A 20,361-nucleotide genomic window follows, 5' to 3' on the forward strand; every position below is an offset into this window, starting at 1 on the left:
TTATTAATCGTGCTTCGGTGCAATCGCCGGCCGGCTGAAGGCTTCGACAAACGCCAACGCCGGCGTGTCGCGAGCCGGCGCGGCGAGATGCTCATGCAAAGCAGCCGGCGTAAGCCACGGATACGCCGGCCCCGCTTGCAGCGCGTCGAGCAAAACGCCATCGGCATCGGGCACGACGTCCATGCGGGCGATATGAATGTGAAAGCCCGTGACGACCGGTGTCTCGTCGAACGTCCACCGATACACGCCGTGGCCGACGCGCAAGGCGCCCGTCGCCGGTTCGCGCATCACCACCAGCCAGGGCAACGCGTCGATCACGCCGTCTTGCACGGCGAGCGCGTCGCACACGTAATAAGTCCTGCACCGTGTGTACTGCGCGCCGAAATCGGTGACGAGCGTTTTGGCGATTGCATTGGCGCCGACGGTGCGCGCCGGAAACGCGATATTCGACGTCGCGAGCGACATGGTGAGCACAGCGTCGGCAGCGAAGGCCTCGGCGATGCGCTCGGCCCGCGTGTTGTCTTTCGCGTCGATGTAGGTTTCAAGCGCGCGGCGATAGGGTGCGAGCGGCAGCGAGGTCATGCGGGCGGTCTCCAGTGAGCGACGGTGCCCGCCGACTTCCACGATCGACGAGCCGCGTCACTCTAGCGCGAGCACGCCGCCAAACCGCCGAAGCACCTGTCGCCCGCGGGGTTTTGCGCATCACGACGCCGCGCAACACGACACGACACCACGCCGCTAGAAGCCGCAGCTCAAGGCTTCTGCAACAACGCCTTCAAACTCGCCAACCGGTCTTTCGGCGACATCGGCGCCTCATCCGCCGTCGGCGGCGGCGCATCATCGAGCAGCATCTCAGGAATAAAACGCGACGGCTCGCACACCACCGTCTCTCTCGCGCGCTTGCGCTTCTTGCACCAGTTCAGATGCAGGCTGCGTTGCGCACGCGTAATCGCGACGTACATCAATCGGCGCTCTTCCTCGATGCGCGCGTCGTCGATCGGCTCGTCGTCGGGGCCGCCGCGGTGCGGCATGATGCCCTCCTCGACGCCCACCAGAAACACGTGCGGATACTCCAGCCCTTTCGACGCATGCACCGTCGACAGCCGCACCGCGTCGGGATCTTCCTCGCGGCCTTCGAGCATCGACATCAGCGCGACCGTCTGAATCAGGCCGAGCAGATTCTTGCCGGTGTCGCCGAGACCGTCGGCGGTGTCGTAGCCGGTCGCCTCGCTATTCGCGGCGCCTTCCGGCTCGGCCTTGGTGCCCTTGCGCTTCAGCCATTCCATGAACTCCAGCACGTTCTGCCACTTGGACTGCGCCTGACGCTCGTCAAACGCGTCGTACAAGTAGGCCTCGTAGTGGATCGCGTCCATCAGTTCATCGAGCAACGGTCCGGCGGCGTCTTTCTCCGCGCGATCGGTGAGGCGCTGCATGAAGTCGCAGAACACGCGCATCGGTTCGATCTGGCGCGGCGACAGGCGCGCTTCGATGCCGCCCATATACACCGCTTCGAACAGCGACACCTTCGCCTGGCCCGCGAACGAGCCGAGCGCTTCGAGCGTCGTATTGCCGATGCCTCGGCGCGGCGTGGTGATCGCGCGGATGAACGCGGGGTCGTCGTTCGCGTTGGCGATCAGGCGCAGATACGCGCAGATGTCCTTGATCTCGGCCTTGTCGAAAAACGATTGACCGCCCGACAGCACATACGGAATCCGTTCCCGACGCAGCACCTGTTCAAAGATCCGCGCCTGGAAATTGCCGCGATACAGAATCGCGTAGTCGCGGAAATTCGCGCGGCGCTCGAACTTGTGCGCGGAGAGGCGAAACACCACGGACTCGGCTTCGTGCTCTTCGTCGTTGCAGGGCGTGACCGTGATCGTGTCGCCCATGCCGTGTTCGGACCACAGTTTCTTTTCGAACAGCTTCGGGTTATTCGCGATCACGTTGTTCGCGGCGGTCAGAATGCGCACCGTCGAACGATAGTTCTGCTCGAGCTTGATCAGGTGCAGCTTCGGAAAATCCTTGCTGAGCTGGCCGAGATTTTCGAGCGTCGCGCCGCGCCAGCCATAGATCGCCTGATCGTCGTCGCCCACTGCGGTGAAAGCCGCGCGCTTGCCGGCCAGCTGTTTCACCAGCTCGTACTGGCACGCGTTGGTGTCCTGATACTCGTCGATCAGCAGATAGCGCAGCTTGTTCTGCCAGCGGTCGCGCACCGGCTCGTTCTTCTCGAACAGCTCGGCGGGCAGACGGATCAGATCGTCGAAATCGACCGCCTGATACGCGTGCAGCGTCGCCACGTAATTGCGGTAGACGATTGCAGCCTGATGCTCGTCCTCGTTCGCCGCGATCGCGATCGCCTGCTCCGGCATGATCATGCCGTTCTTCCACAGAGAGATGATCGACTGGATCTTGCGGATAAAGCCTTTGTCCGTGGACCCCACCTGCTCCTGGATCATGCCGAAGCAGTCGTCCGAATCCATGATCGAGAACTGCGGCTTCAGCCCGACGTGTTCCGCTTCCTGCCGCAGAATCTGCACGCCGAGCGAGTGGAAGGTGCAGACCGTCAACTGGTTGACGGGCACTTTGCGACCTTCCTTGCCGGGCGTGGTGAGCGTCTTGCCTTCGAGCAGCTTGCCCACGCGCTCGCGCATTTCCAGCGCGGCCTTGTTGGTGAACGTGACGGCGGCGATGTGGCGCGGCTCGAAGCCCTTGGCCTCGATCAGGTGCGCGATTTTCTGCGTGATCACGCGCGTCTTGCCGCTGCCGGCGCCGGCGAGCACGAGACACGGGCCGTCGAGATAACGGACCGCTTCATTCTGGGCGGGGTTCAGGCCTGCGGACATCGTGTGTGGATGGGTAATGCGGTTGAAGGCGGCGGAAGACGCGGCGGCCCGGCATTGCCGGCCGGCGGTCTGGAGGCCCAAGATCATGCTGCGCGGCGCCGGCGGCTGGAACGCGTGCCCGGCGCGCTGCGCGGGTGTTCCGGCCCGCCTGGGTTCGCGCGAGAGGAGCGATGTTAACACGGATGAATATGACGGACGACGACGCTCGTCGACCTTCCGTGCCGCCACGCCGGCTGACTTCGCCAGACAGGCACGCCGGGCAATCCGGCCGCATGCCCCCGACAATCCTTGACGGCCACGCCCGCGGCCGGCCGCCCGAACATGCCACAATTACAGCGTTGCGCGCCGACGCCACGGTGGCCAGGCGGCGCGCCGTTTTGCAGGAAGACACGCATGTCCGCATCGCTGAAGATTGGATTGATGGGTTACGGTTTTGCTGGCGCCACCTTTCATGCGCCGGTGATCGACCACTGCGGGCGCGCGAGCGTCGCGGCAATCGCGACGGGCCGGCCCGAGCAGGCGCTCGCCGACTATCCGCACGCGAAAGTGGTGGCCGATCTCGACGCGCTGCTCGCGCTCGAGGAAATCGACTGCGTTGTGATCGCGACGCCCAACGACACGCACTTCGACCTCGCGCGCCGCACGCTGGAAGCCGGCAAACACGTGGTGGTCGACAAGCCGGTCACGCTCACCGCCGCCGACGCGCATACGCTCGCCAACATCGCGCTGGCCCGCGGCAAGCGCTTCGTGCCGTTCCATAACCGCCGCTGGGACGGCGATTTCATGACCGTGCGCGACCTGCTCGCCGCCGGCACCTTGGGGCGCGTCACGCAATTCGAATCGCATTTCGACCGCTTCCGGCCGGAAGTGCGGCAGCGCTGGCGCGAAGAGGCGTCGCGCGGTGGCGGCCTGCTGTTCGACCTGGGACCGCATCTGATCGACCAGGCGCTCGCGTTGTTCGGCGCGCCGCAGACCGTGTCGGCAACCGTGCGCACGCATCGCGACGAAGCCAGTGCGCCGGACTACGTGCACATTCAACTCGGCTATGGCGAATTCGAGGTCGTGCTGCACGCCAGCGCGCTAACCATGCTGCTCGCGCCGCGGTTCGCGATCCACGGCACGCGCGGGAGCTATGTGAAATACGGACTCGACACCCAGGAAGATCAGTTGAAGGCCGGTCTGCGCCCCGGTGACGAGGGCTTCGCCGCCGGCAATACAGCGGGCGTGCTGCGCGTGCTGGAAGGCGATCAGGAAGTCGAACGCGAACTGCCGACGCGTAACGGCGACTACGCCGGCTTCTACATTGCTCTCGCCGATGCGATCCAGAACGGCGTGAAATTCCCGGTCAGCGCGCAGGAAGCCGTCGACGTCATGACGATTATCGAACTGGCCACGCGCAGTTCGGAGGAAGGCGTCCGCTTGCCGTTCGAGCGGATTCGCTAAGGGGCTTGCCGGCGTCCGGCGACGGTTTGTGTACCCAAAACTGGCTCACAAACCGTCGCCGCGCCGCCTAAACTAACAAGCCCGAAAGGAACATAACGTTACAAATAAGCGCCCCGCTCCGGTCAGCGCGAACCCCGTCTTATCCGTTGCTACCCGGGTAGCACCAGAAAACGACAACGACTTCCGGAGAGTCCATGCCCCGTATCATTCGCGCAGTAGCAGCATGCGCTTTGCTCAGTTCGCTCGCCGCTTGCGTGGTGGCGCCCCAACCGGCGCCGGCCCCGCGCCCCAACCCGCAGCAGATCGCGTATGAGCGCCTGCATCAGGTCGACGGCCGTCTCGACAACCTGAGCCGCCGCATCGACGCTCACGTCAACCAAGGCTATTACCCGCCCCCGCAAGGCGGCGCGCTGCATCATCGCCTCGACGTGATCCGTCAGGAAGCGCACGACATGGCCGCGCAACACGGCGGCGGGCTGTCCGGCGACGAACAGCGCGTGCTGAACCAGGAACTGGACAACGCGGCACACGCCATCGGCGAATAATCGCGCCAGTTCAGGTCATGCGGTACAAAAGAAGCGCGGGCATCACGTCCCGCGCTTTTTTTTGACAGGCGCAATCGCGCTGCGCCAACCCCCGCGCCGCTCGCGCGCCTTTATTTGACAAGCTCGGGGGCGTCGCGTACATTCGCCGCACGCGTCGGGAGAGCGTGCTGGCCGCTGAAAATCGCAGGCCGCGCCGCCGAAGGGGCACACCCGCAAACTCTCAGGCAAAAGGACCGACCGCGTCGAAAAACCCGCCTCACTGCAGCATCGAGGCGCCGGTTTTTCGCACTCTGGAGAGCGGCAGTAGCCATCTGCAAACGCAGATTCCGGCAGGCTGCCCACCGAAGGGGCGCGCGTTTCACCGTGGCACGTCAACGTGTTCACGGCAACGCAATCTCTCAGGTATCGAGGACAGAGGGGCCATGCAGCGCATCGCTCGCAGCCATCAGGCCGTGAGGCGTAGCGCCGCATGGCCTTTTTTGTTTCGCGAGACGCCTGAGGCCCCATGACCGAACTCAAACACACCCCGCTCCACGCCACCCATTGCGCGCTCAAGGCCCGCATGGTCGACTTCGGCGGCTGGGACATGCCCGTCAACTACGGCTCGCAGATCGACGAACACCGCGCCGTGCGCACCGACGCCGGCATGTTCGACGTCTCGCACATGTGCGTCGTCGATTTCACTGGCGAGCGCGTGCGCGCCTTCTTCGACTACGCGCTGGCCAATAACGTCGGCAAGCTGCAAACCCCGGGCCGTGCGCTCTACTCCTGTCTGCTGAACCCGAACGGCGGCGTGATCGACGATCTGATCGTCTATTACTTCGGCGAAGATCACTTCCGCGTGGTCGTGAACGCCGGCACCGCCGACAAAGACATCGCCTGGTTCGGCCAGCTCAACGCCGAAGGCAGCTTTGGCCTGACCATCACGCCGCGTCGCGATTACGCGATCGTCGCCGTGCAAGGCCCGAACGCACGCGACAAGGTCTGGCAAACCGTGCCGGCTGCGCGCGCCGCGACTGAAGCCTTGAAGCCGTTCAACGCCGCCCGTATCGACGGTACGCCGTTCGGCGAACTCACCGTGGCCCGCACCGGCTACACCGGCGAAGACGGCTTCGAAATCATCGTGCCGGCGGAACACGTCGCCGCCCTGTGGGACGCGCTGCAAGCGCAAGGCGTCCGCCCGGCCGGCCTCGGCGCGCGCGACACGCTGCGCCTCGAAGCCGGCATGAACCTGTACGGCCAGGATATGGACGACAACGTCTCGCCGCTCGACGCCGGTCTCGCGTGGACCGTCGACCTCACGTCGCCGCGCGCCTTCGTCGGCAAGGACAAGCTGGAAGCGAACGGTTCGCAGGCCGCGTTCGTCGGCCTGATCCTGCTGAAAGACAACGGCAAGGCTGCAGGCGTGCTGCGTGCTCATCAGAAAGTCGTCACGTCGCACGGCGAAGGCGAAATTACCAGCGGCACGTTTTCCCCGACCATGCAGGAATCGATCGCCTTTGCGCGCGTGCCGAAAGGCGTGCAGCCGGGCGACACCGTTCACGTTCAGATTCGTGACAAAAACGTTCCCGCAAGCGTGGTAAAACTGCCGTTCGTGCGCAACGGCAAAGTGCTCGCGGTTTAAGCAGGCCGGCGCGTACGCCTCCCCCTTTATTGAACACCATCCGAACACCGCATAGGAGCATCCGATGAGCATCCCGGCCGATCTGAAATATACCGAATCGCACGAATGGGTCCGCACTGAAGCGGACGGCACGCTGACGGTCGGCATTACCGACCACGCGCAGGAAGCGCTCGGCGATATCGTCTTCTTCGAAGTCCAGGAACTCGGCAAGAACGTCGAAGCCGGCGACACCGTCGCCGTGATCGAATCGGTGAAAGCCGCTTCCGACATCTACGCGCCGGTCTCGGGCGAAATCATCGAAGCGAACACCGCCGTCGCCGACACGCCCGATTCGGTGAACACCACGCCGTACGACAGCTGGCTCTTCAAGATCAAGCCGTCCGACGACGCCACGCACGATCGTCTGATCGATGCCGACGCGTACGCCAAGGCCATCGGCGCCTGATTCACCTTTACGTTTAACCCGTCAGGTGCGGCCCGTCACTTTCGAGACTTCGAAAAGACAGCCGCACCGCCAGGAACACCCATGAAGCTCGAACACCCGGATCGTCTGATGAACCGCACTCCTCTCTCGCTCGCCGCGCTCGAAGTGCATGACGCCTTCGCCGAACGGCACATCGGCCCGGATACGGCCGACCAGCACGCCATGCTCGAAGCCCTCGGCTTCGCGTCGCGCGCCGCGCTGATCGACGCCGTCATTCCGAAGACGATCCGCCGCACCGAACCGCTGCCGCTCGGCCCCTTCGCGCAACCGAAGAGCGAAGCCGAAGCACTCGCCGCGCTGCGTGAACTCGCGGACAAGAACCAGGTGTTCCGCTCGTATATCGGGCAGGGCTATTACAACGCGCACACCCCGACGGTGATCCTGCGCAACGTGCTGGAAAATCCGGCGTGGTACACCGCGTACACGCCGTATCAGCCGGAAATCTCGCAAGGCCGTCTCGAAGCGCTGCTGAACTTCCAGCAGATGATCGTCGACCTGACCGGTCTGGCAATCTCGAACGCGTCGCTGCTCGACGAAGCCACCGCCGCCGCTGAAGCAATGACGCTTTTGCAACGCGTGGGCAAGTCGAAGTCGACTGTGTTCTTCGTCGCCGACGACGTGCTGCCGCAAACCATCGAAGTGGTGAAGACGCGCGCCACGCCAGTTGGCATTGAAGTGAAAGTGGGCCCGGCTGCTGAAGCCGCCAGCGCGAATGCGTTCGGCGTGCTGCTGCAATACCCCGGTGTGAACGGCGACGTGCGCGACTACCGCGCGCTCACCGAAGCGATCCACGCCGCGGGCGGTCATGTGGTGGTCGCCGCCGACCTGCTCGCGCTGACCGTGCTCACGCCGCCGGGCGAATGGGGCGCGGACGTGGCCGTCGGCAACACGCAGCGTTTCGGCGTGCCGGTCGGTTTCGGCGGTCCGCATGCGGCTTACCTCGCGGTGCGTGACGAATTCAAGCGTCAGATGCCGGGCCGTCTCGTCGGCGTGACCGTCGACGCGCAAGGCAATCCCGCGCTGCGCCTCGCGCTGCAAACGCGCGAACAACATATTCGCCGCGAGAAGGCGACCTCGAACGTGTGTACCGCGCAAGCGCTGCTCGCGATCATGGCCAGCATGTACGCGGTGTATCACGGCCCGCACGGTCTGAAGACCATCGCGCTGCGCGTGAACCGTATCGCCGCGCTGCTCGCCGAAGGCGCGCAGCAACTCGGCTACACGCTCGCCAACGAAAACTTCTTCGACACGCTCACGTTCAACAGCGGCGCGCGCACGCAAGCGCTGCACGACGCGGCGAACGCGAAGCGCATTAACCTGCGCCGCGTGAGCGCCACGCAAGTGGGCCTGTCGATCGACGAAACCACGTCGCGTCGCGATCTCGCCGATCTGCTCGCCGTGTTCGCTGAAGCCGCGGGTTCGAAAGATGTACCGCAAATCGACGCGCTCGACGAAAAACTCGCGGCCTCGAACACCGCATCGGTGCCGGCCGCGCTCGAACGCACCAGCGCGTACCTCACGCACCACGTGTTCAACCGTCATCACTCTGAAACGGAAATGCTGCGCTATCTGCGTAGCCTGTCCGACAAGGACCTCGCGCTCGACCGCTCGATGATCCCGCTCGGCTCGTGCACGATGAAGCTGAACGCGACCTCGGAAATGCTGCCGGTCACGTGGCCTGAATTCGGCCAGATCCATCCGTTCGCACCGGCTGAGCAAACCGTCGGCTACCGCGAAATGATCGATCAGCTCGAAGCAATGCTGGTCGCGGCAACGGGTTATGCGGCAATCTCGCTGCAACCGAACGCCGGCTCGCAAGGCGAGTACGCGGGTCTGCTGATCATCCACGCGTATCACGCGTCGCGCGGCGAAGCGCATCGCAACGTCTGCCTGATTCCCGCTTCGGCGCACGGCACGAACCCGGCATCGGCGCAAATGGCCGGCATGCAGGTGGTCGTGGTGGCGTGCGACGCGCAAGGCAACGTCGATATCGACGACCTGAAGAAGAAGGCCGATCAACACGCCGACAAACTCGCGGCGATCATGATCACGTATCCGTCCACGCACGGCGTGTTCGAGCAGAATGTTCGCGAAATCTGCGAGATCGTGCATGCGCACGGCGGCCAGGTGTACGTGGACGGCGCGAACATGAACGCTATGGTCGGTTTGACCGCGCCGGGCCAGTTCGGCGGCGACGTCTCGCACCTGAACCTGCACAAGACCTTCTGCATTCCGCACGGCGGCGGCGGACCGGGCGTCGGTCCGGTCGCGGTCGGCGCGCATCTCGCGCAGTTCCTGCCGAACCAGATCTCGTCGGGCTATGAGCGCGCGCCGAACGGTATCGGCGCGGTGTCGGGCGCACCGTTCGGTTCCGCCTCGATTCTGCCGATCTCGTGGATGTACATCGCGATGATGGGCGCGAAGAACCTCACCGCCGCGACTGAAACCGCCATCCTCAACGCGAACTACGTCGCGAACAAACTGGCGCCGCATTATCCGGTGCTGTATTCGGGCCCGGGCGGACTGGTCGCGCACGAATGCATTCTCGATCTGCGTCCGTTGAAGGAAACCAGCGGCATCAGCGTCGACGACGTCGCCAAGCGTCTCGCCGACTACGGTTTCCACGCACCGACCATGAGCTTCCCGGTGCCGGGCACGCTGATGGTCGAGCCGACCGAATCGGAATCGAAGGAAGAACTCGACCGTTTCATCGAAGCGATGATTGCGATCCGCGACGAAATCCGCGCCGTCGAAGAAGGCCGCTCGGACCGCGAGGACAATCCGCTGAAGCACGCGCCGCACACTGCTGCGGTCGTGATTGCCGACGACTGGAAGCACGCGTATGCGCGCGAAACCGCCGCGTATCCGCTGCCCACGTTGATCACGAAGAAGTACTGGCCGCCGGTTGGCCGTGCGGACAACGTGTACGGCGACCGCAATCTGTTCTGCTCCTGCGTGCCGATCGCCGACTACGAGTAAGCGTGGCCGCTGCCGCGCACCGCCTGCGGTTATCAGCAGGCGGTGCGTGGTTCGATCCGCATTTCTGTCGCGAGTGGCCGCAAACGGCTAACATCACACACCGAATCAGCCTAACGAGGAGTTTCGCATGGCGCGAAAGGTGCGATCGATGCATAGCCGGACCGGTATCAGGCAAGCCCAGAAGACGTGGCAACAGGCTTGCGCGTTCACGCTGGCGAGCGCGGCGTTGCTGCTGCCGTTGCGGCAAGCGCAGGCAGCGATGAATTTTTGCGCGGCGCCCGCGCTGCAAACCAGCGAACGCACGAACGCCGATCCCGGTGTGAAAGCACTCGTCAGCAACGTGCAGGCGCATCTGAACGATGCGCCGCACGCGCTCGAGAAACTGCACACCGAGGGCACGCTGCCGCACGAGGGCATCCACGATCAGAGCGTCGAAGCGGAGAAAGATCTCGATCTGCTGCGCGACGCCGCGCTCGCCTGGCGCGCAACTAGCGACGACCGTTATCTGAAGCTCGTCGACCGTTTGCTGTTCGCGTGGGTGACCACGTATCAGCCGAGTTTCAATCCGATCGACGAAACGCATTTCGAAGGCCTGATCCTCGCGTACGACATGACCGCCAGTGCGTTGCCCGTGAAAACGCGCAATGCGTCGATGGCGTTCCTGACGAAACTCGCGAACGGTTACATCGGTCAGATCGACGCGCAGCCGCGGCCGCTCAAAGGCACCTTCCGCAACAATTGGCAGAGCCACCGCATCAAGCTGATCGCGATGGCCGCGTTCACGCTCGACAACCGCAGGATGATCAACGCGGCGCAACGGTTGTTCGACGAGCATATCGGCGACAACATCGCGCCGGACGGCTCGACGATCGACTTCAGCGAACGTGACGCGCTGCATTACGTGACCTATGACTTGCAGCCGCTCGTCACGGCCGCGCTGTCGGCGCGCCGCCACAACCGCAACTGGTTGCCGGAGAAGGGCTCGAACGGCGCGTCGCTGCAGGCCGCGCTCAACTGGCTCACGCCGTACGCGACCGGCAGCAAGACGCATGAAGAATTCGTGCATTCGAGCGTTCCGTTCGATGCCAAACGTCGCGAGGCCGGTTTGCCCGGCTATTCGGGTCAATGGGACCCGAAGAACGCGACGGAACTGTTTCACCTGGCGGCGCGTCTCGACGGACGCTATACGCCGATCGCGCTACAGCTCGCACCGACGCCGCCCGCGTGGCTCGCCGTGTGTTTGCCGCTGCCGGCGCGATAAACCCACACTCATTAAGCATGGAGCAGTAAATGGCAGTCAGCGTGTTCGATCTCTTCAAAATCGGCATTGGTCCGTCCAGTTCGCATACGGTCGGGCCGATGCGCGCGGCGCTGATGTTCGCTCAAGGGCTTGAACGCGACGGGCTGCTCGACAACACCGCGTCGGTGAAGGTGGATCTGTACGGTTCGCTCGGCGCCACCGGCAAGGGCCACGGCACGGACCGCGGCGTCATGCTCGGCCTGATGGGCGACGCGCCCGACACCGTCGACCCGGACACGATCGCGCAACGGCTCGAAGCTGTGCGGGTCACGCGCAAGCTCGCGCTGCTCGGCACGCACGAGGTGCCGTTCGTGCTGAAAGAGCAGATTTCGTTTTATCGCCAGGCGCTACCCGAGCATCCGAACGGCCTGAAGCTGCGCGCGCTCGACGCGCAAGGCGAGACGCTGCGCGAGTCGACTTATCTGTCGGTGGGCGGCGGTTTCGTGGTGACGGCCGGCGCACCGAACACGAAGGTGCTGAGCGCCGTCGATCAACTGCCGCACTCGTTTCGCAGCGGCAATGAACTGCTCGCGCTGTGCGAATCGACCGGCAAAAGCATTGCTCAGTTGATGTGGGAAAACGAGCGTGTCTGGCATACGGAAGAAGAAACGCGCACGGGCCTGATGAAGATCTGGGACGTGATGCAGTCGTGCGTGTCGCGTGGTTGCGGCATCAACAATCCAGATGCCGAAGGCAACCTGCCGGGACCGTTCCAGGTGAAGCGCCGTGCGCCGCAGTTGTATCGCGCGTTGTCGGGCAATCCGGAACTCGCGCTGCGCGATCCGTTGTCGATGGTCGACTGGATCAATCTCTACGCGATCGCCGTCAACGAAGAAAACGCCGCGGGCGGCCGGGTGGTCACCGCGCCGACCAACGGCGCGGCCGGCATCATCCCGGCGGTGCTGCATTACTACGTGCGTTTCATGCCGGGTTCGAACCAGCAAGGCGTGATCGATTTCCTGCTGACGGCCGCGGCGATCGGCATTCTGTACAAGCTGAATGCGTCGATTTCGGGTGCGGAAGTGGGTTGTCAGGGCGAAGTAGGCGTCGCGTGTTCGATGGCGGCGGGTGCGCTCGCCGCGGTCATGGGCGGCACGCCGAGGCAAGTCGAGAACGCTGCTGAAATCGGCATGGAGCACAACCTCGGGCTCACCTGCGATCCGGTCGGCGGCATGGTGCAGATTCCGTGTATCGAGCGCAACGCGATGGGTTCGGTCAAGGCGGTCAATGCCGCGCGCATGGCGCTGCGCGGAGACGGCACGCATTACGTGTCGCTGGACTCCGTCATCAAGACGATGATGCAGACCGGCGCGGATATGAAGACCAAGTACAAGGAAACCTCGCGCGGCGGCTTGGCGGTGAATATCGTCGAATGTTGAGCGCTGTGTTGTACGGTGAATGACGATGAACGCGGGCTACGGTCCGCGTTTTTTTATGGGCGCGCGGTTGCATGGCTCGGCGATGACGCTTCGCCGTATGTGCGCCCATTGCGCCGCGCCATGACAGTGCATGCGCTGTCGGCGTAAGCTGTCGAAGCGCCGATCGGCCCCCCTCTTCGCCGATGCGGCAATCTCAGATCGCACTCATGTACTGCCTGGAGGCTTCATCGCAATGTCGCTGCCGAATGCTCCCGTTTCAGGTTCCGTCGCCGCTCAAACCACTGGCGCGCGTCTCGTTGTCGATGCCTTGCTCACGCACGGTGTCGAACGTGTTTTCTGTGTACCCGGCGAGAGTTTTCTCGCTGTGCTGGATTCGCTGCACGATGAGACGGAACGCATCCAGACCGTCGTTTGCCGTCACGAAGCCGCCGCCGCGAATATGGCCGAAGCCGTCGGCAAATTGACCGGCCGCCCGGGCGTCGCGATCGTCACACGCGGGCCGGGCGCCACGCATGCATCGATCGGTGTGCACACCGCGTTTCAGGACTCCACGCCGATGATTTTGCTGATCGGCCAATGCGCGCGCGAGCATCTGGATCGCGAGGCGTTCCAGGAGATCGACTATCGGCGCATGTTCGGTCAGATGGCGAAGTGGGTCGCGCAGATCGACGATCCGAAGCGCATTCCCGAATATCTGAGTCATGCGTTTCACACCGCGACGTCGGGACGGCCTGGGCCGGTGGTGTTGTCCTTGCCGGAAGATGTGCTGAGCGAGGCGTGCGATGTCGTGGCCGGCGCGCCGGCTTATCGGCGCGTGGCGGCGTCGCCGTCGGTCGCGCAGATCGACACATTGCGGCAACTGCTGGAAGGCGCGCAACGGCCCATGGTGATCGCGGGCGGCAGCGGCTGGACGCCGGAGGCCTGCGCGGATTTCCGGCGCTTCGTCGAGAACTGGCAGTTGCCGGTCGGGCTCGCGTTCCGCTTTCAGGACACGCTCGACAACGAGCATCCGAACTATGCGGGCGATGTCGGCCTCGGCATCAATCCGGCGCTCGCAAAGCGTATCCACGACGCGGATCTGCTACTTGCGATCGGACCACGTCTGGGCGAGGCCACGACGAATGGCTACACGTTGCTGGACATTCCGAAGACGAAGCAGACGCTCGTTCACGTCCATCAAGGCGCGGAGGAATTGGGACGCGTGTATGCCGCGGATCTGCCGATCGTCTCCGGTATGCCCGAGTTGGCGGCGATGCTGGCGGCAATGAAACCCGCCTCTAACGACGCGCTCGCCTGGCGAGGCGCGGCGGACGAAGCGCACCGCGCGTATCTCGACTGGCGCAAACCGCGCCAGATTCCGGGCGATGTGCAGATGGGCGAAGTGATCCAGCAATTGCGCGCGCATCTACCGGACGACGCGATTCTCACGAACGGCGCGGGCAATTACGCGACGTGGCTGCATCGGCATTTTTCGTATCGGCACTATCGCTCGCAGCTCGCGCCGACGAGCGGCGCGATGGGCTACGGTGTGCCGGCGGCGATCGCGGCGAAGTCGCTTTACCCGCAGCGCGCCGTGGTTGCGTTAGCCGGTGACGGCTGCTTCATGATGTCGGCGCAAGAACTCGCGACGGCGATGCAGTACGACCTGCATGTGCTTTTTATCGTCGTGAACAATGGCCACTTCGGCACGATCCGCATGCATCAGGAGCGGCATTATCCTGGGCGCGTGCATGGCACGGGATTGACCAATCCGGACTTCGCGGCGTTCGCGCGATCGTTCGGCGCGCACGGTGAAACCGTGGAGCGCACGGAAGATTTTCTGCCGGCCTTGCAACGCGCGATGGAAGCGAAGCGCGCGGCGGTGATCGAGATCCGCATGCCGCAGGAAGCGAGTACGCCGGGGGCGACGTTGGAGCAGATTCGCGAGCAGGGGAGGAAGTTGCGCGGGGAAGCGTAGCGCGGATTTGGCACGCGACGCATGCAGCGAAGCTACCCATAAAAAGCCCTGCGATTCAGAGAATCGCAGGGCTTTTTCGCATCAAGCATCACGTCAAATCACGACGTGACGCGCACATGCTCGAACGGAAACTTACTTCCCGCCCACGCTTTGCAGCGTCGTCCACTTACCATCCACCACCTTGTACAGCGTGATGCCGCCGTTCTTCAGATCGCCCTTGCCGTCATAAGCCAGGTTCGACGACGTCACTGCCGGCATCGAAGTCTTCGCGAGCAGCGGCAGGTACTTCGCCGGATCGGTCGAGTTCGCCTTCTTCATTGCGTCGAACATCGCCATTGCGCCGTCATAAGCGTACGGCGAGTACGTTTGCACGTCCTCGTTGAAACGCTTCTTGTACTTCGCAACGTAGTCCTTGCCGCCCGGCATCTGTTCCAGCGGCAGGCCGGCGAGCGATGCCACCGTACCGTTCGCTGCGTCACCCGCGATCTGGATGAACGTCGGCGTGTGGACCATTTCGCCACCCATCAGCGGCGCCTTGATGCCCAGTGCCTTCATCTGCTTAACCATCGGCGCTGCTTGCGAATCCGCGCCGCCGTAATAGATCAGATCCGGCTGGACCGACTTCAGCTTCGTCAGGATCGACTTGAAGTCGACAGCCTTGTCGTTCGTGTATTCACGATCGACGATCTGGCCGCCCGCAGCCTTCGCTGCCTTCTCGAACTGATCCGCCAGACCCTGGCCGTAAGCCGTGCGGTCGTCGACGATCACGATTTTCTTCATGCCCAGCGTCTTGACCGCGAACGTGCCGGCGACCGAACCTTGCTGCGTGTCGGACGTCATCATGCGGAACGTGGTCTTGAAGCCTTGCTGCGTGTATTCCGGCGCCGTTGCCATGGCGATTTCGGGGATGCCCGCGTTCGCGTAAATGCGCGACGCCGGAATCGTGGTGCCCGAATTGAAGTGGCCCAGCATGCCCTTGATACCGTCATCCACCAGCTTCTGCGCGACGGTCGTGCCGGTGCGCGGGTCAGCCTGGTCGTCGGCCGAATCCAGCACGAAACGAACCTGCTTGCCGCCGATCATCGGCTTGCTCGCGTTCATGTCTTCCACGGCCAGCACGATACCGTTCTGAAAGTCCTTGCCGTAGTGCGCCTGCGCACCCGTCATCGGGCCGGCGAAACCGACCTTCACGTCTTCCGTCGATTGAGCGTTAGCCGTCCCCGCCAGCGACATCGCCGCAACCAATGCGGCGCCTGCCAGCTGTTTCATCTTGTATTGCATAGCTTCTCCTTGGTACCAGGTGTGGATGGAGCGGTTTCGGGGTCGCCGTACCGCTTCCGTTTTGTTGAAAAGATCGGAAAGAGGGTCGCTCAACCAATCGTCATCAAATTCGCATTACCGCCGGCTGCCGCGGTATTCACGCTGACCGAGCGTTCCGTCAGCAGACGCTCCAGCGCGTAGTCTTCGTCGCCGCTTTCCAGCGCGCGCGCCGCGACACCTTGCACCGACACGATCGGCCCGGTGCGCTTCGCCACTTCCTTAACCAGCGCGAGCAATTCGTCGCTATCGCCTTCGAACAGCACGGCGTCGAAGGGTGTGTCGGCACTCTTCTTCACGCTCGCATGCGACTTCAGCGAGGCGGGCAGTTGCGACACCAATTGTTCGCCAGCCGCGCCTTCGAACAACGCACGATTTCCCGTAGCCAGCGCCGCGGCGAACTGCACGCGCGCGCCGCTCGCCGTCGACGCGACACACAGCACCGTGCCGCGCGCGCCCAGCGTGTAGGTGTTGCGCTCGCCGGTGGGCCCCGACAATACCGCCGTCGCGCCGGCCGGTATATGCGACAGATAGCCGTCGCAACGTGCGGCCAATTGCGGCTGACGTTCGGCGATCAGCCAGTCACGCAACGCGGTCAGCGCGGCGGACGGATTGTCGCTGTTTTCACCGCCTTGCGGTACGTCGGCGATCAACGACTGCGCCAGCGACTTCGGCAAACCGGCCGGACGCGTGGCCAGCAGACGCTGCAGATACAACGCGCCGCCCGCTTTCGGACCCGTGCCCGATAAACCTTCGCCGCCGAACGGCTGCACACCCACCACCGCGCCGATCACGTTGCGGTTCACATAAATATTGCCGACGTGCGCGCGGCTGATCACGTGAGCGATCGTTTCGTCGATTCGCGTGTGAATGCCGAGCGTCAGGCCGTAACCCGTCGTGCGGATCTGTTCGAGCAACTTGTCCAGCTGGCTGCGGCGATAACGCACCACGTGCAGCACCGGGCCGAACACTTCACGCTTCAGTTCGTCGATGCTGTCGAGTTCGATCAGCGTCGGCGGTACGAAGGTGCCTTGGGCGCAGCCGTCCGGCATCGGCAGTTGTTCGATCTTGCGGCCTTTCTCGCGCATCGCCGCGACGTGCGCGTCGATACCGCGCTTCGCGTCGAGGTCGATCACCGGGCCGACGTCGATCGACAAACGGTCCGGATTGCCCACCGCCAGTTCGCGCATCGCGCCGGTCAGCATTTCGAGCGTACGGTCCGCGATATCGTCCTGCAGACAAAGAACGCGCAACGCGGAACACCGTTGACCGGCCGAATCGAACGACGACTGCAGCACGTCCGCCACGACCTGTTCGGCGAGCGCCGACGAGTCGACGATCATCGCGTTCTGGCCGCCCGTTTCGGCGATCAGCGGAATCGGCTTGCCGTCCGGATCGAGGCGATTCGACAGCGTCTTGTTGATCAGGCGCGCGACTTCGGTCGAACCGGTGAACATCACCGCGCGGGTGCGCGGATCGGCCACCAACGCGGCGCCGACCGTTTCGCCATTGCCCGGCAGCAATTGCACCGCGCCAGCCGGTACGCCGGCTTCGCGCAGAATGCGCACGGCTTGCGCGGCGATCAGCGGCGTCTGTTCAGCCGGCTTGGCGAGCACAGTGTTGCCGGCGGCCAGCGCCGCGGCCACCTGGCCCATGAAAATCGCCAGCGGGAAATTCCACGGGCTGATACAGACCACCGGTCCGAGCGGACGATGCGTGTCGTTCGAAAACTCGTTGCGAATCTGCGTCGAGTAGTAACGCAGGAAGTCGATCGCTTCGCGGATTTCCGCGACCGCGTTCGCCAGCGACTTACCGGCTTCGCGAACCACCAGACCCATCAGCGTATGCATCTGCGCTTCGAGCAGATCGGCGGCGCGAGCGAGGCAATCGGCGCGCGCATCGACCGGCGTGGCTTGCCAGATCGGCGCGGCGGCCACTGCGTGCGCCAATGCGGCACTCACGTGCTCCGGCGTCGATTCGACGACGGTGCCGACGAGGTCGCGCTGATCGGCGGGATTGCGCACGTCGCGTGCGGTGCCCACGGCGATCTCGTTGTCTTCGAGCATCGGCGTGGCGCGCCACGGATGATGCGCGCTCGCCAGCAACGCCGACGACAGCGACGCCAGCCGGTGTTCGTTCGACAGATCGAGGCCCATCGAATTGAGACGCTCCGCGCCGAACAGATTGCGCGGCAGCGGAATCTTCGCGTGCGGCGCGCCGAGCGGCGTGATCTTCGACGCTTCGTCGGACGGATCGGCAATCAGGTCTTTGATGGCGACGTTTTCGTCGGCGATACGATTCACGAACGACGTGTTCGCGCCGTTCTCCAGCAGACGGCGCACGAGGTACGCGAGCAGCGTTTCATGCGTGCCGACCGGCGCGTACACGCGGCACGGACGGTTCAGTTTGTCGCGGCCGGTGACTTCCTCGTACAGCGGTTCGCCCATGCCGTGCAGGCACTGGAACTCATACTGGCCGGGATAGTAGTTGTTGCCCGCGAGGTGATAGATCGCCGACAACGTGTGCGCGTTGTGCGTGGCGAACTGCGGATACACCGCGTCCGGCGCGCCGAGCAGCTTCTTCGCGCAGGCGAGGTACGACACGTCCGTGTAGATCTTGCGCGTGTAGACCGGATAGCCTTCAAGGCCGTCCACTTGCGCACGCTTGATTTCGGTGTCCCAGTACGCGCCCTTCACGAGGCGCACCATCACGCGATGACGGCTGCGGCGCGCCAGATCGATCACGTAATCGATCACGAACGGGCAGCGCTTCTGATATGCCTGGATCACGAAACCAATGCCGTTCCAGCCCGCCAGTTCCGGATCGAAGCACAGCGCTTCGAGCAGATCCAGCGAGATTTCGAGGCGGTCGGCTTCTTCGGCGTCGATGTTCAAACCGATGTCGTAACGGCGCGCGAGGATCGCGAGCGAGCGCACGCGCGGCAGCAGTTCGCTCATCGTGCGTTCCTGCTGCGAACGCGAATAGCGTGCGTGCAGCGCGGAGAGCTTGATCGAGATACCCGGGCCTTCGTAGATGCCACGGCCGCCGGCAGCCTTGCCGATCGCGTGGATCGCCTGCTCGTACGACGCGTAGTAGCGCTGCGCGTCGGCTTCGGTGGTCGCCGCTTCGCCGAGCATGTCGTACGAGTAGCGGAAACCGCGCGCTTCATACTTGCGGCTGTTGGCCAGCGCTTCGGAGATGTTCTCGCCCGTGACGAACTGCTCGCCCATCAGGCGCATCGCCATGTCCACGCCCTTGCGGATCAGCGGTTCGCCGCCCTTGCCGATCAAACGCGTGAGCGCCGACGAAAGACTCGTTTCGCTATTGGTCGTCACCAGCTTGCCGGTGATCATCAAACCCCACGTCGCGGCGTTGACGAACAGCGACGGCGCCTGGCCGACGTGCGACTTCCAGTCGCCCTTGCTGATCTTGTCGCGAATCAGCGCGTCGCGGGTTGCGCGGTCGGGAATGCGCAGCAGCGCTTCGGCGAGGCACATCAGCGCCACACCTTCCTGGCTCGACAGCGAGAACTCGTGGATCAGCCCTTCGACGCCACCGCCCTTGCTCTTCGTGCGCAGCGTCTCGACCAGCTTGTGAGCCATGGCTTGCACGTCGCCGGCGAGGTTGGCCGGCAAGCGCGCCTGACCCAGCAGGAACGGCACGCACTCCGGCTCCGGACGGCGATAAGCCGCCGTGATCGCCGCGCGCAGCACCGACTGCGGTTGCACGTTTTGCGCGAAGTCGAGGAACGGATGCGAGGCACCGTCTTCTTCCTGTTCGACTGCAGCGCCATCGGCCAGATCGGCGGAACCCATCACCCCGGACAACTCGGGCGGCAATTGGCCGTGCTCGATCTTTTCGAGGTAAGCGAAGATCGCCTGCTTGATGAGCCAATGCGGAGTGCGTTCGAGGCGAGTGGCGGCATCTTTCAGCCGGGAACGCAGGAGGTCGTCGACCTTGACGCCAAGGGTGGTGCTAGCCATGTTTCCTTCTTCGGATACCAGACGAATGCCCGGCGAAAGACTAAAAGTTGGCGAATCGTACGCCTCTCAATAAAAAGGTGCAACCATACCGGGTATATGGTTGCACCTTCTTTAAACCCTTGCGGGGCGCGGGTTTGCGCCCGATGGCACCGCGTGCGGCGGAGCGGGTTGCGATCAGTACTTTCCCTGGCGTGATTCTTTTTGCTTTTACCCTTATCAAACGGGACGGCGCGCCGTTATAGAGAACATGGCGGCAAGCGGCCTCACGGCACGCAAAAAAAACGAAACGGGGTTTGGCGTTTTAGAGGATCGGTGAAATGGAAAAGTGGCTGGTGGTATTGGGTATCTGGGCAATGTGTGCGACTTGCGCGGTGCTGTTTATTCGTGGCGCAACCGGCGGTGCGGACAAACGCGCGGCGGTCGAAGGACGCACGCGCGCGGCATCGCGTGCATCGGCCGGCGATACGCGGACGGCGTTGAACGATTGATTTGAGTAGTGCGGGTGGT

The 20,361-nt window shown here is 63.9% G+C and carries 13 protein-coding genes and 2 riboswitches; of the genes, 9 read left to right on the plus strand and 4 right to left on the minus strand.

The window, feature by feature from the left end; translation table 11 throughout:
* Positions 1 to 3: 3 nt before the first annotated feature.
* Both HWY05_RS16220 and HWY05_RS16225 read right to left on the minus strand, forming a co-directional pair.
* On the minus strand, positions 4 to 582 hold the full coding sequence (locus HWY05_RS16220) for a hypothetical protein (protein ID WP_176058930.1): 579 nt from the start codon (positions 580 to 582) through the stop codon (positions 4 to 6).
* Between the two features lie 170 nt (positions 583 to 752).
* Positions 753 to 2,843, minus strand: coding sequence for a UvrD-helicase domain-containing protein (locus HWY05_RS16225; protein WP_035562561.1), 2,091 nt, complete (start codon positions 2,841 to 2,843; stop codon positions 753 to 755).
* Between the two features lie 393 nt (positions 2,844 to 3,236).
* Between HWY05_RS16225 and HWY05_RS16230 the strand changes: the two genes are divergently transcribed.
* The 8 genes from HWY05_RS16230 (at position 3,237) to HWY05_RS16265 (ending at position 14,554) form a co-directional block, all read left to right on the plus strand.
* A complete protein-coding gene (locus HWY05_RS16230; RefSeq protein WP_176058931.1) occupies positions 3,237 to 4,286 on the plus strand; it encodes an oxidoreductase in 1,050 nt (349 codons plus the stop codon).
* A gap of 194 nt (positions 4,287 to 4,480) precedes the next feature.
* Positions 4,481 to 4,831: a hypothetical protein gene (locus HWY05_RS16235; protein WP_035554389.1), complete on the plus strand. Its 351-nt coding sequence runs from the start codon at positions 4,481 to 4,483 to the stop codon at positions 4,829 to 4,831.
* Between the two features lie 145 nt (positions 4,832 to 4,976).
* A riboswitch (glycine riboswitch) is annotated at positions 4,977 to 5,078 on the plus strand.
* A 33-nt stretch (positions 5,079 to 5,111) separates the two neighbouring features.
* Positions 5,112 to 5,256: riboswitch (glycine riboswitch) on the plus strand.
* An 80-nt stretch (positions 5,257 to 5,336) separates the two neighbouring features.
* Positions 5,337 to 6,455 (plus strand): glycine cleavage system aminomethyltransferase GcvT, encoded by a 1,119-nt coding sequence (gene gcvT, locus HWY05_RS16240; RefSeq protein WP_035554386.1) that lies wholly within the window; start codon positions 5,337 to 5,339, stop codon positions 6,453 to 6,455.
* Between the two features lie 64 nt (positions 6,456 to 6,519).
* Positions 6,520 to 6,900, plus strand: a complete 381-nt coding sequence (gene gcvH, locus HWY05_RS16245) for a glycine cleavage system protein GcvH (RefSeq protein ID WP_035554384.1) — start codon at positions 6,520 to 6,522, stop codon at positions 6,898 to 6,900.
* 81 nt (positions 6,901 to 6,981) lie between these two features.
* A complete protein-coding gene (gene gcvP, locus HWY05_RS16250; RefSeq protein ID WP_176058932.1) occupies positions 6,982 to 9,918 on the plus strand; it encodes an aminomethyl-transferring glycine dehydrogenase in 2,937 nt (978 codons plus the stop codon).
* 127 nt (positions 9,919 to 10,045) lie between these two features.
* Entirely contained in the window at positions 10,046 to 11,179 is a 1,134-nt protein-coding gene (locus HWY05_RS16255) for an alginate lyase family protein (RefSeq protein WP_176058933.1), read from the plus strand.
* A gap of 29 nt (positions 11,180 to 11,208) precedes the next feature.
* On the plus strand, positions 11,209 to 12,597 hold the full coding sequence (locus tag HWY05_RS16260; protein ID WP_035554379.1) for an L-serine ammonia-lyase: 1,389 nt from the start codon (positions 11,209 to 11,211) through the stop codon (positions 12,595 to 12,597).
* 232 nt (positions 12,598 to 12,829) lie between these two features.
* Positions 12,830 to 14,554 (plus strand): thiamine pyrophosphate-binding protein, encoded by a 1,725-nt coding sequence (locus HWY05_RS16265; RefSeq protein ID WP_176058934.1) that lies wholly within the window; start codon positions 12,830 to 12,832, stop codon positions 14,552 to 14,554.
* A 132-nt stretch (positions 14,555 to 14,686) separates the two neighbouring features.
* Here the strand turns inward: HWY05_RS16265 and HWY05_RS16270 are convergent, their stop codons facing one another.
* Positions 14,687 to 15,835: a branched-chain amino acid ABC transporter substrate-binding protein gene (locus tag HWY05_RS16270; protein ID WP_134961344.1), complete on the minus strand. Its 1,149-nt coding sequence runs from the start codon at positions 15,833 to 15,835 to the stop codon at positions 14,687 to 14,689.
* Positions 15,836 to 15,924: 89 nt separating this feature from the next.
* Positions 15,925 to 19,854 carry a trifunctional transcriptional regulator/proline dehydrogenase/L-glutamate gamma-semialdehyde dehydrogenase gene (gene putA, locus HWY05_RS16275; RefSeq protein ID WP_176058935.1) on the minus strand — a complete coding sequence of 1,310 codons (3,930 nt, stop codon included), beginning with the start codon at positions 19,852 to 19,854 and terminating at the stop codon, positions 15,925 to 15,927.
* A gap of 317 nt (positions 19,855 to 20,171) precedes the next feature.
* On the opposite strand from putA, the gene HWY05_RS16280 reads away from it, so the two are divergent.
* Positions 20,172 to 20,342 (plus strand): hypothetical protein, encoded by a 171-nt coding sequence (locus tag HWY05_RS16280; protein WP_176058936.1) that lies wholly within the window; start codon positions 20,172 to 20,174, stop codon positions 20,340 to 20,342.
* Positions 20,343 to 20,361: the final 19 nt, after the last annotated feature.

Source organism: Paraburkholderia sp. BCC1876, assembly GCF_902833695.1.
Lineage (GTDB): Bacteria > Pseudomonadota > Gammaproteobacteria > Burkholderiales > Burkholderiaceae > Paraburkholderia.